The sequence below is a fragment of the Paenibacillus sp. FW126-R14 genome (genome assembly GCF_058789495.1).
The window spans coordinates 23,538-37,233 of sequence record NZ_JBYTBS010000067.1 but is presented as its reverse complement, the minus strand read 5'-3'; the positions used below and the strand labels follow the sequence as shown (position 1 = coordinate 37,233).

The 13,696-nt window shown below is 46.9% G+C and carries 5 protein-coding genes; 1 reads left to right on the top strand and 4 read right to left on the bottom strand.

The genetic code is table 11. From position 1 onward, the window contains the following. Window positions 1-120: 120 nt before the first annotated feature. From AC3WRW_RS28905 to AC3WRW_RS28895, 3 genes are all read right to left on the bottom strand, one after another. Entirely contained in the window at window positions 121-5,658 is a 5,538-nt protein-coding gene (locus AC3WRW_RS28905) for an S-layer homology domain-containing protein (RefSeq protein WP_492549669.1), read from the bottom strand. Between the two features lie 223 nt (window positions 5,659-5,881). Continuing rightward, a complete protein-coding gene (locus tag AC3WRW_RS28900; protein WP_492549668.1) occupies window positions 5,882-6,487 on the bottom strand; it encodes a pentapeptide repeat-containing protein in 606 nt (201 codons plus the stop codon). Window positions 6,488-6,571: 84 nt separating this feature from the next. Then, window positions 6,572-7,180: a TetR/AcrR family transcriptional regulator gene (locus AC3WRW_RS28895; RefSeq protein ID WP_492549667.1), complete on the bottom strand. Its 609-nt coding sequence runs from the start codon at window positions 7,178-7,180 to the stop codon at window positions 6,572-6,574. A gap of 190 nt (window positions 7,181-7,370) precedes the next feature. Between AC3WRW_RS28895 and AC3WRW_RS28890 the strand changes: the two genes are divergently transcribed. After that, window positions 7,371-8,801 (top strand): MDR family MFS transporter, encoded by a 1,431-nt coding sequence (locus tag AC3WRW_RS28890; protein WP_492549666.1) that lies wholly within the window; start codon window positions 7,371-7,373, stop codon window positions 8,799-8,801. A 96-nt stretch (window positions 8,802-8,897) separates the two neighbouring features. On the opposite strand, the gene AC3WRW_RS28885 is transcribed toward AC3WRW_RS28890, so the two are convergent. Further along, entirely contained in the window at window positions 8,898-13,376 is a 4,479-nt protein-coding gene (locus AC3WRW_RS28885) for an endo-1,4-beta-xylanase (protein ID WP_492549665.1), read from the bottom strand. Between the last annotated feature and the right edge of the window lie 320 nt (window positions 13,377-13,696).

Below are 13,696 nucleotides of genomic sequence, written 5' to 3'. Positions count from 1 at the left end.
AGCTATGTACTTCCGCCACCTCGCGGTGTACTAGAGACTTTCACTCATTAGTCCATTGCGCTGCCAAGCGCACAAAAAGACGACCTCCCGATGATCGGGTAGCCGTCTTTTTCAATAAAACTAAGGAGAGTCGATGAGAGTAATCTGTACCGTATCGCTTGTCTCTTTACCAGGAACTGTTGCCGTTAAGGATAGCTGGTCGCCAATTTTGTAGGCTTTATAATCCCAGTAGAACGAATAGCTGCCATCTGTTGCGGCAATTATAGTTTGAACGTTCCCTGTTGTATCGTTTGATAATGTAACTATGGCGCCAGGTTCTGCAATTCCTTTGAAGGATTCTGTTTCAACGATGTCATCGTTAATAGTAGGAACTTCCGTCTGACCCTTTGTGGCTTGTACGACGAATTGAATGGGATCACTTCTTGTCATGCCATCCACATGAGCTCTTAATAGCACAACTTCCCCTGCTTTCAAACGGACATAGGTTTGGAAGAGCTGAGATGTTGAGAAATTACGATCCGAACCGGTAACAAAAGATCCTACAATGGAGTCATAGTTAGTCGTCAGGGTCATACTCGTGAAACTTGATTCCGAACCTACGGAACCTTGCAGTATAAATCCATTCGTATAAACGACCCCGGTAACAGTCGGCATCGCAGTTTTAGCTGCCGCTCCTAACGTCACATAGGTCGGGTCGCTCGTTGCTTTGCCGATGGTTGTAGCGGTAATTTTTATTCGATCTCCTGCATGAATATAATCGGCAGGAAACATAGAAAATCTGAACGAACCGTCAGAAGAAATGGTGGTCCACTCGCCAAAACCATTTGGCACAACATTGAAACTTACGATAGATCCTGGTTCAGCCCATCCGGAAAAAACCGCCTCCGTTGCTGGCTCCATAACGGTGGGCGATGCCGTTTGCCCTTTGATTGCTTGTACGATAAGGGGGACAGGTTCGCTTTCTTTCATCCCGTAAGCCTTAGCTGTTACTTGTAATTTCTCACCCGCTGTAAGGACTAGATTTTCAAGCAAGCTGTATGCCCCGAAACTGCCTTCTTGCGCTACAGCCCAAGAGGTTACATAAGTTCCGTCTTGTTTCTTCAGATAAACATATGTCCTCGTGTTTGTCATCCCAGGTACTGTGTTTCCGCTAATGTGGTAGAAATTCGGATAGATCTCGCCGGTAACCGTTGGTGTTTCTGTCCGCTTTGCTGCGCCTACCGTCACTTCAATCGGCTTGCTGGTATCCTCGCCAATCACAGTCGCTGTAATGCTCACGCGATCTCCAGTCTGAGTTACATTGTTTGCATCAGGATAGAAAGTAAAAAATCCATCTGCATTGGAGGCTACAGTTCTCATCACTTTACTGCTGGAGTCGGATTTCAGGATGACAGTTGCCCCGAATTCAGCCCAACCGCTAATAAGGGTTTCATTGACAACTTCTGTCATGACAGAGGCGGTGCGACCTTGCGTAGGTTTTACAATAAGGACAACAGGGTCGCTGGTATTTTTACCGAATGATTGTGCCGTTAGAAGCAGTTCTTCACCGGCAACAAGTGTGACATGAGAGGAGTTCGGATAGATATACGATTGAATACTAAATGCTCCCCCTTGATCTACGCCAAAACTGTCTACGTAAGTACCGTTCTTTTTCGACAGAATGAGGAGAGTGTTGACATTTTCAGCTCCTAGATCTACTTCCCCGACGATCATGAACCCATTAGTGAACACATCGCCAGTCACTTTTGGAGTTGCTGTTTTAGGTCCTGCTTGTACTGTAACATAGAGCGGTTCACTAGCTGCTTTCCCTAGTGCCGTTGCTGTTATTTTGAACGAGGTCCCAGCTTTGAAATACCCAGTATAGTATTCGAAAGATCCGTCACTGTTAGCAGTAATATACGATGTTTTATCATAGGCCCCACCGGAAATACTTACTAACGCACCCGGCTCTGCATAACCTTGCATCAAGTAGGAGGTGTCATAGACTTCGCCTTTTACCGATGGTATATGGGTTTGCCCGTTCGTTGCCTGAACAATGAGTGGGATAGGGTCACTCTCTCTTTTGCCGTAGGCCCGCGCGGTAAACATAACCTGCTCTCCCGCCTCTAGTGGGACAGGGTAGTAGTTGTTCGTCGTCATGAGATAAGATCCATCTTCGTTCACGACGTTTTGCGTGATGAAGGTGCCATCCTGCTTACGCAAAATAACAGTGCTCCAGTCATGAAATAATCCCGGGTCTGAAAGTCCGCTTAGCCTATAACTATTGGTATAAACGACCCCTGTCACTGTTGGCTTGTCGGTCTTCACTGACTCTTGCACAATAACAATGGCAGGTTCACTTGTCGCTTTCCCATGAACGGTAGCCATGACCCTTACCTGTTCACCAGCTTGTAGATCATTGCTCCACAAGTAAAGGCTGTAGTAGCCGTCTTCATTGGCTATAATCGTATCGCCTTTCCCTTCGCCATAAGCGACGGTCACATATGCTCTCGGCTCTGCATAACCGATGAGCAGACTGTTTACTTCGTAAACGACGCTAGTGACTGTAGGCTTGAGAGTCTGACCTTGGGTAGGCTGAACAACAACAGCTACTGGATCACTGCTTTTTTTACCATAAGCTTGTGCAGTAAGCAGCACTTCTTCCCCTACGGAGAGAGACGCTTTGGGCATAACGTCAAAATTTGTTAAAAGTCCAAATATTCCGTCCAGCATCACATAGCTTCTAGCTACAAACGTGCCATCCTTTTTGGTTAATGTAACGGTATTCCAAAAATCATTCGATGAAGGCTCCGCAGTACCCGTAAGCTTGATGCTGTTGGGATACACAATGCCATCGTAAGTTGGCGTCGCCGTTTTTTCCTTGTACGCTGCAACAGGAACAGCAGTCACTTCCTTAGAAGTAACGACTTGGCCATTCTGCAACACTTTTACGATAAAGAAGTACGGTACATCGTTTTTTAAGCCCTTAAATGTATAATTCGTCTCTGTTAAAGCAACAGGCGGTTCTTCAAACGACCCGCTGATGGTAGAAATGTAAACCTGGTAGGTTACGCCAGCTCCAATAGATTTCCACGACAAATCTACCTGACCGTCGCCAGCTGCCACTTGGACAATCGGTTCGGATATTCCGCCACCCGAAATATCCACCGTAACGATTGCAGTTTTCAGTAAACCGCCATAGTCGAGCGAGATCGTTGCCGTTCCTTTGCCTAGGGGCGTAATTTCTCCTGCATTACTTACTCTTGCAACATTGATGTCACTGATTCTATAAGTAGCATCTTTAGTTACTGGTCTTGAAGAGCCGTCCGAGTAGTTGGCAGTAACAATAAGTTGACCGATTTCTGCGTAGCTGTGAAAGACGAAACTACTTGAATTAACTGTCAATGATTCTAAAACAGGAACTTGTGCAGGTTGTGACACCACGATAATCACAAATTCGGCATTACGAGTATCTTTATTCCTAGACAAGGTTGCTGTTAATGCAACCGTTGCATCCGCTGATCCACTCTCAGGGCGAGTGACCACACCGTCGTTGCTGACAACGGACGGGCTGGAAGACTTCCAACTGATGCTAACGCCTCTGTTTGGATCCGATGGTGGCAAGTCTATATTTTGCGTGACCGAGATGCTGGAATCCTTGCCGGCAAAATGAATCTGTAAGTCACGAACGGCCGCTTCCAGTGCCAATCTGTCGATCTTTTGCTTCGCAATCGCCAACGTTGTCGTATAACCAGTTATCTCCTCCGGGCTTGCGCCAAGCAAGTTCGCATTGTTTACGACGATTTCGGCAGCACTGATTTTCGCTTCAACTTCTAAAGAATACTCGCTTAAGGCACCAATCGCTGCAATTGCGGTTACGACTTTATTTTTCAAAGTATCTGTTATGTAGGGAGGAACATCAATAACAACGCCGGGCTTCGCAGTAAGCTTGATGGCCCCGATCGTGTCTGCATCACCTTGCAAGCTAATATTGCCATCCAGTTGGATCGCAGATATTCGACCTCCTGCATTCGTCAGATTCAAGGTTGAACCTTGAGCTGCTTCCGATACAGTAAGAGACGTAATGTTGCATTCACCAGTGAATGCAATCTCCGATTTAGCTGAAACATTCACATGCTGCAGCGTAGTTCCTGCTGCCGCCATAATGGTTGCATTGGCACCTACATTCAAATTGGCAACCGATGTAGTACCTCCGTCTTGAGGAGGGGCGATCTTGATTTGTGTGCCTTCCCCTTCAATCTGAATGTCCCCTTTCAGGGTTCCTCGCAGCTCAACCACTTGTCCGCCTGCCGCGGAGCCAATCTTGATCATGCCCAGACTGCCTGCTGTAGACTCAATTATGACCTTGGATTGTACATCCAGATCCGACACATCTGAACCGGAAAGAGTTTCAATCCGCACAGGGGTGGTTTGATTAGGAGCAGCTACTTTTAATGTTTTGATAATGGTATTTTTCAGCTTGATTGAGTTCGAGCTGCCTGATGCGACAACGATGTTTCTCGCTTCTACGTTTTGCAGCAGGATTTCTCCGTTTGCACCGGGATTCAGTGTTAATGTGCCTGTAACAATCGTCTTTAGCTTATCGTCAGCAGGGCCAACGGTTCCTGAAGATGTAACGGTCAGTGAATCGTAAGTTCCGCCGCCGTTAATTTTATCCAGATCATTTTTTGTTGTTGGGACTGGAGCTGGAGCACCGCCACCACCACCGCCGAAGAAAGACGAGGTCCCTTTAACAGTAATCCCTGTGTCTTTGCCCTTATAGGTAAGACGATATATAGTGCCAGATGTCTGGTCTTTGGTCGTGAGAACGACGACTGTTTTACTGCCTGCTTTGATAGAAGCATTCGTAACAAGCAAGCCGTGATCAAATGTAAAATCCTCTGCGTGCACGTCAGTTACTTCCTTAGTGAAAGTGACCTCCATGCTCGTGCTGCTGACCGACTCAATGGATATGATCGCGGATTCTTCAGAATGCGCAAACTCTCTAGCCTTATTTATGTAGACCGCTTTATTCGTTTTGAATTCATAAGCTAATCTAGCCAAAGCTTGTCTTTGTGCAACCTCTCTCGGGTTGAAAGTCAAAGCCCCGTCACTGCCTTCGATTCCATTAATAAAGCCGATTTGAAAGGCCAGTGATACGGCAGGTTGCGCCCAGCTCGACACTTCATCAAAGTCCGATAGTTGGGCTGGTGTATGTACGGACTGAGCGGATTTCTCTAGTCCCATCGCTCGGATGAAGAAAAGAACCAGTTCTTCTCTCGTTACATTCGCATTCGGAGAGAACGTTGCTGCCGATGTTCCTTGCGTAATACCGCTCTGAACCAAAGCGCCGACATAGCCCGAATACCAACTGCTGCCATCGACATCGGCAAACCCGGAAGCTTGATCTGACTGCTCCCGCAGACCCAGGGATAAGACGAGAATCTTAGCCAGTTCTGCTCGTGTCATCGCTTTCTCAGGCTTGAAGGTTCCATCCTCATACCCGCTGATCACCTGGTCGTTAACCAGATTTTGAATTTCCTTTTGTGCGTAAGAATCCGCGATATCCTTAAATGCAGTTGTTTCAGCACCCATCGTTGCGGTTGGCATCAGGATGCTTATCAAGAGCAAACCTACGAGGATTGCACTGATTTTCTTGCGTATTCCTTGGGAAAGCATGATTCTCCTCCTTTTATTTAATTTTCAAAGAGCACACTTACTCAAATCTCCGGATGCATAATCGTGACTTCCGATAGATTGATATAAGCAGATATAAGCATTATATACTAAATTGACTTGTAAAATATACAAAATTCGACAAATTCATCATACGAAATGGAAACGGCAGCCGATCATCACGACCGGCTGCCGTAAAGTGAGTGAATCAAAGACCGACACTCATTTAATTCATTTTGGCTCCATGCGAGAGTGAAAACAACACTGCTTGCTCCGTATCCATTCTCAGCCCTTTAATTGAAATGGCTTTGAAATCCACACCTTCCATTTTCGCTCCCCTTACATCAGCTCCCTGTAATTTCGCTCTAGCTAATATTGTTCTCGTAAGATCACAATTTCTTAAGTCGGCTTTTTCTAAATTGGCTTCGGATAAATCTGCTTCCAAAAATTTAATACCACGCAAATCTTGCTTAACCAGTCTGGCGCTCCTCAAATTCGTATAAGACCAATCGCCTTGGCGCATGGTGATTCCATCCATATTGGCACTGGAAAAATCTGAACCCGTCATTTTGCAGTTTTCAAACTTCGAGACGAATAGATTGGCTTCGGCAAAGTTACAATTTTCAAACGCGGATTCGATATGAACGGAGCTATTTAACGAGGCCCCCCGAAAATTACATTCAACGAAACGGCAGTTTCTCGTTGTGATTTCCTCTAACGATCCGTTAGCAAATGTGCAACGATGAAAAGTGCAGCCTAATAGCTCGCCATACCTCAAATCTTGGTTGCTAAAGTTTACGCCGTCATAATTTTGATTGATATGTTCAAACATGATGCTCCTCCTTATTGTGTTCATTCATTTCATCAAGTGAAAAACCTGTCTATGGTACGGTTTCCCTTTATTTTCACTATTCACTTACGGGACAATCTCTTTGTTACTCAAGTAAATAGGCAATAACATTTCGTCAACTAACAGGCTCAAATAGGACTCCGACAAGTTTCCACCTTGAATCAAATATTCATATCGCATGAGGTTAAAAGGCAGCTGCATTTGAAAAGCAGTAAAATCCCCTACCATTTCTCCGCGTTTTTTCGCAAACCCTTGAATCTTTTTTATAATCCTTTCATTTCCTTCTTGCGCATGAAGGCCAATTTCTTTCCATGCATCCTGATTCCGACTAATTTCATTCAAGACGGCACTAAACAATTCGGGTCCAATAGCAATCAAAAAACGGTGATAAATAGTTAGCATGGCCAGCAAATCCGATCTCAAGCTTCCTTGATCTTCTATGAGTTCATGCAAGGAGTGCTCTCCAAACACTTGTGCTAATCGATAATGCGCCATGGCATGCAGTAAGTTCATTTGGGTATCGTACTGACGATACAAGACCGTTCGGCTTGTTTTTGCTTTTTTTGCAACATTTTGAAAGGTCATTTCCTGATAGCCAGACGTTTGAAAAATTTCAAATGCCGCTTCTAATATTGCGCTTTCAAGTTCTTTCCCTCGTTTTCTAATACTTGGCATTCCAAAGCTCCTCGCAGATTCTATATAGACCAATATAGCATGAAATTAAGATACACATTGCACCTTTTATTATAATCCCCAAAATCACACATCCCCAAAAAAGAGTTATTGCAACTTTTTTCTATTCGATGTATAGTTCAATTTGAGAATAAGGTTCAAATTGTATCTTATTTTGAAGGGAGCATTCGATATGCCAATTAAAGAAGAAGAAAAAATACCGAGATCATTGTTAACTATTGCAATTGTGCTTGTCCTGGGGGCTATTGCCCCTATGTTGGATGGAACCATGGTGAACATAGCACTGAATGATTTTTCCAAGGCTTTCCATACATCGCTCGATAATATCCAATGGATCGTAACGGGCTATGTATTAGCTACAGGAATAGCCGTTCCCTTTTCAGGATGGCTCATTCAGCGATTTGATGGAAAAAAAGTGTATATTGCCGCGCAAATCGTTTTTCTTATAGGTTCGATTACCTCAGGACTTTCATGGAATTTAACTAGTATGATTATTTTTCGTCTTATTCAAGGCTTTAGCGCTGGTTTGATTATTCCACTATTAACAACGCTTTTGATACAAGCAGCCGGGCAAGAAAAACTTGGTCGGTTAATGTCCATCGTAGGCCTGCCCATCGTTCTTGGACCCATCCTTGGACCCGTAATTGGCGGGGTTCTTGTGAATTATCTTTCATGGCATTGGATTTTTTTCGTTAATGTTCCCGTTGTATTCATCACGCTATATTTTATATTCAAAAAGCTGCCAAGCTTTCCGCCTGCAAATCAACAAGCAAAGCTTGACTGGTTTGGGATCTTATTACTCGGGGGCATTTCGGTTAGCTTTATCTACGGTATCACTGCTGCAGCGCAGATGGGAGGTTTTACGAATACAAAAACAATAACATTCCTTATTATTGGCGTCTTTCTAACTATCATTTACGCGATTTATGCTCTTAAAAATGAAAAAAATGTCATTATGCCTCTGAATTTATTTAAGTTTAAAAGCTTTAGCGCATCCTTCTGCGGCTTATTTCTTGCAGGAATTGGAACCAATGGTCCCATGCTTCTGCTTCCGCTTTTATTTCAAAATGTTCGTAACGATTCCATCATTTTAGCTGCATTATCATTAATTCCACAGGGATTAGGCATGCTTCTTGTTAGACCATTAATCGGAAAAATGATTGATCGAATTGGTGCCCGAATTGTTGTAATCATTTCGATTGGCATTTCTCTAGCCGGAACAATTCCTTTCATTTGGGTTGATCAAAGCACGAGCTATTGGATCCTCGCCATCATACTCCTTGTTCGTGGTATCGGCGTAGGCGGCGTCACGATTCCATTAATGAGTGATGCCTACACAGGTTTGGCAAAAATGCAAATTCCACAAGCCAGCATCGCTACCCGCATTATTCAAAATATCGGTGGCGCCTTCGGCTCAGCCGTATTAGCAACCATTGTCGCAAGTCAAATCGATCATGCCGCTCCGGATGTTCCTCATTTGACATCTGCTTATCAATCCGGCTTTTTAACAGCGAGTATTCTCATGGTTGTCATGATCGTTCCAGCCTTTTTCTTAACCAATAAATTGGCCTCAAAGGCTGCTTCCAAGCAAAAAGGTGACTGATCTTTTAGAGAGTGTTATAAAAGCAAATGGCGTACGACCTCGTTTTTGAGATCATACGCCATTTTCTACATTATATATGGCTCTCAGTGGTTGGGATTACCACTCAAGAATCATACGTGCAAGCATAACCAGATCCAGAATATCGATTTGATTGTCGCCGTTCAGGTCAAAGTGTTTTACTTGATCCCATCCTGCATCTGCTGAAGTAATGCCATATGCCTTGGCCATAAGGGCCAAGTCGCCGACACTGATCTTGCCATCGTTGTTATGATCGCCAGGAATATGAACAATGACGGAAAGCTTGAAGGCAAGTAATGCAGCATTCAACTGCAAAGCAGCCGCGTCAATCTGAGCCTGGCTGGCAGCAGGATTGTTCGCAACTTCTACTCCCGCATTAATGGCGGTTTGCAGCGTTGCTTTGGAGCCTGCCGGATATTGTCCGATCAATTTGCCTTCAACCGCTTGATCATGCGCATTCTGCGCCTCGGCAATGAGCGCGTTCAAAGCTGCCTTATCGATGACGGCAATTTGAACGGTGTGTACAGCGCCGGTTTGGACGGTTTCCGCATCCGTGCCGTCTGCCGTCACCAATCTCGTGACCTTAATATCGGTCAAGCCGGCCACCGCATTGCCTTTTGCTTTGAAGGACAATGTAATTAGACCTGTGTTCGGATTGGATTGCCGCTCGCCAAGATGCACGCCAAGAATACGGAGCGTACCGGCCGTATCTGCCTTGTAGCCAACGACGAGGAACTTCCCTTGATCTACCGAGACTGGCGGTGCAGCAAGCTCCAGTTTATCGGCATCAAATGTGATTGTAACATCCTGAGCCAGCACATTACCTTTGATATGGTCCAAACCATAGACAAGGTTGAAGGATTCACCAGCCACTACATGGTCTGCGCCAGTTAATACAGCACTTCCATTGTAGCTGAACGTAACAGAGATCGAATGGTCTTCCTTTACCTGATTGATGGTATAAGTGCTTACCGCGCCTACGCTGACTCCATCCACAACCACATTGGCAATCGTGTAGTTGCTGTTGGCCGCAATCGCAAAGGTTTGGCTCGCGCCAGAAACGACCTCGATCTCGCCGGAAGGAGTGATCGTACCGCCTGCTCCCGCGGTCGCAGTGATTTTATGCTTGGTTGTATCCGTCTCCTTCGGCCAACTGACCAGAAGCTTATCGGCTGCGCCGCCGGTACCGATCTTCTCCACTTTGATCCAGTTGATCGTGTACGCGTTGCCGCCACCGCCGCCGCGGATGGCGATGTTGCCCAACAAGCCATTGGCAGGCAGGGAACCGTCCAACTTGATTTCGGTAGTTAAAGTGTAGCTTCCCATATTCACCATGCCGCTGTTGAAGTAAGCAGGTATTGTGGTGGCTACTTGGCTGGCTGAATACTGGTAGCTGTTGACAACCGCCCCATCGGCATCCGTGTAGTTGCCGTTTGAGTCATCTTTGATCCAACGTACACGAAGGGCAGTCGTACCTTTCGCAGTGTAGTTGAAAGTGAGACGGTATTTCGCGTCCTTCTCTGGGGTAAAAGCCACTTTGCCGTCGGCGCCCGCCGTGGACCAAGGCCACACGTTGGCGTTATTGCCCAGAATGATATTCGCGCCGGTCCAAGCATCTCCTTTGCCCGCGTCATAAACATAGACGCCGTCAACGGGCTTTTGCTCCGGCTCTGTCTCTGGCTCAATGTAGCTATGCGTCTCAAGAAACGCATTCGGATCCAGCACCGCCACCAACGCTTGTTTGGCCAATCCGTTCGAGGTGAACAGCAGCGCGAATTCGCCGGCACGCCAGCCTGTGGTGGCGTCCCTCACGCCGCAAATGCTCACGCGGTCGATGACCTTCGGGTTGTTCGTCTTGTTGGCTGGTCCCGCGGCGTACTTTTTGTAAATTTGGAACAACTCGGCGAACTTCACGGCTTGATTATTCTCATTCACCGGAGTGAGGACGCCCACAGGCGGGCTGCCGATATCCATCTCAGTAATGTTGATGTTGACGCCGGGGAGCGTCGCAAATAGCTTGATGGAGTTCTCGACGTTCGCGGCGCTCGTAGTGAGATTGTAGTGCGCCTGCATGCCGACGACTTCAATCAAAGGTTTCCCGTTCGGGCGGACGCCCGCATAACGTTCGTTGATGCTCTTGACCATCTCGTAGACAACACGTGCTTTGCTTGGCGAATCAAGACCGAAGTCGTTATAGATCAGCTTGCTTTCCCAATCAGGGTGACTGTCAACTACGCTGGCCGCTTTCAGGAATGCGAGCTCAACCCACTCCCAGCCGAGCGCCATGTACCAGCCTTCCCCTTTGGCTAACGAGGCTTTCCAGTCGTTCGGATTCGCTGTTCCGACGGCTTCATTAACCACGTCTATGCCTTTAAGACGCCCGCCGAAGTTGCCGAGTACATTTTCGATATGATTATTGAGATTGGCCAGGGCAGTAGCTCTGTCGAACGTGCCCGGCTGTTCGTATCTGGCCGGAGGCGCATCCCACATCCACGTAGGCGATTGCGAATGCCACGCCAGTGTGTGCCCGTAGAAAAGCATGTTCGGGTTCTTACTGGTAAGGTTGTTGAACGCATTGTTCACGCTGGTATACGTAAAGGTGCCTTTGACGTTTTGCGTGCTTTCAGGCTTCATTTCATTGCCTGGCGTGTACGAAGCAAAGTTATGGATCAAGGCATTGTTCTCGCCCGCGCCGAAAATACCCATAGTGAAGTAATTCTTGTAAACGTCCTTCAGTGCAGGGTACGCTTCATAGGTCTGGCCCGCAGGAGGGATTACGATAACGGGTTCTTCTGGTTCCGGCTCTTTGATTCCCTCCGGCCAGTTGACCAGCAGCTTATCTTCCTTACCGTCTGACCCTATCTTCTCGACTTTAATCTGATTGATCGTAAAGCTGTTGCCGCCGGCTCCTCCCCGAATGGCGATGTTGCCAATCAGGCCACCCGCAGCTTGGGAACCGTCCAGCTTAATTTCCGTGATTAGCGTATAACTGTTGCCAGTAGACATGCCGCTGTTAAAATAGGAAGGAATTCTGGTAGCTACTTGGCTAGGATTTAAAGAAGCGTTATACGGCGGAGTGCTGACGACCTGCCCGTCTTGGGAGGTGTAGCCGCTATTGGATTCATCTTTGAGCCAACGTACACGTATGGCATTTGTGCCCATCGATGTGTAGTTGACAGCGATACGATACGTAGCATCCTTCTCAGGGGTAAAGGCCACTTTGCCGTCCGCACCCGCTGTCGACCAGGGCCACACATTCGCGTTATTGCCCAGGATGAGGTTCGCGCCGGACCAAGAGTCTCCCTTGCTTGTGCTATATACATAAACTCCGTTGACCGGTTTATTCTGCTCCGGCTCCGGCTTAATTACGACGGGATTCATTTCGAGATACGTGTCGGGAGCCAAAACGGCCACCAACGCTTCCTTGGCGGTTATGCTTGTCCCTGTAGGCGCGTTGAAGAGCAGCGGAAGGCCTTCGCGTTTCCAACTATCCCCGTCATTAGTGCCCCAGAACGTCACGCGCTCGATGACCTTCGGGTTTGCCGACTTATTTGCCGGACCCGCAGCGTATTTTCTGTAGATTTGAAACAACTGCGCGAACTTTTGGCCCTGCGCCACGGCCTGTTCCGTAGTAAGCGTACCCAAATTTGGCCATTCGATATCCAACTCAGTGACGCTGACGCTCACGCCAGGCAGGGTAGCGAACATTTTAATGGTCGTCTCTACATTCTCAGGCTTCGTGCTGCTGTTGTAGTGCCCCTGCATACCAATGCCTTCAATTAAAGGTTTGCCGTTCGGACGTGTGCCGGCGTATCTTTCATTGATGTCTTTGACCATCGCGTACACCGTTTGAGCCTTGGCTGCGTTATCTAGGCCGAAATCGTTGTAGTACAGCTTGGTGTTCCAGCCGTTGTCGTCAATAACCTTTGCCGCCCTCACGAAAGCAAGTTCAACCCATTCCCAGCCGAGCGCCAGGGACCAACCCTCCCCTTTATCCAAGGAAGCTTTCCAATTGGTCGGGTTGGCGGTGCCGATGGCTTCGTTGACCACGTCAATGCTGTAAAGCCGTTTGCCGTATTCGCCAAGGACACGATCAATATGGGCGTTGAGATTGCCCAGGGCGGTCGCCCGATCGAAATTCGGTGCGTCCCACATCCAGTTAGGCGTCTGCGAATGCCAAGCGAGCGTATGTCCGATCAGCTTGATATCGCCGGACAAAGCGGTAACATTGTTCAGCAAATTGTTCAGTGTGTTAAAGGTAAACGTACCTTTTACGTTCTGCACACTTTGGGGTTTCATCTCATTTTCGGGCGTATAAGCGTTGAAATGGTAACCGATGAGGCCCGACCTGGGGCCGGTCAAGGCTCCGACTGTACCGATCATGAAGTAATCCTTGTATACGTCCTTCAGCGACGGGTATTGATCATAATTCAGTCCAGCGGGAGTAACCTGCGCTTTGGGGACGGGATCTCCCACGGCAGCCGTTGCAGAGATCGCGAATGAGAAAGCCAAGGTAACGATGAGTACTAGAGAAAGGTACCGTTTCAAAATCCGCATGATGGATATCGCCTCCTTTATCCGTTGTTTTTAAAGGGAATTTCTCGCTTTCCCGGTAAGGTGTCCATAATTTGCGAAAGTTTCGATTGTTGACCGGGCGATTGCGAAGCCATTCTTGTTCATTTGCTCATTGGAGCAGCCCCCCCTCCTTTCATATCGTGAAGATTTCAGCGTTTTTTGCAAAAAGATTAAGAGTTATCGACAAAATACGTGCTCATGAATGCGGTTTCATTGGTATTATTATAGTTGTTCGCATGGAAACAATCTTCGTAAATTTTGCTTTATACTTCTCAAATATTGCGATTTTCTTCTCAAAAGTA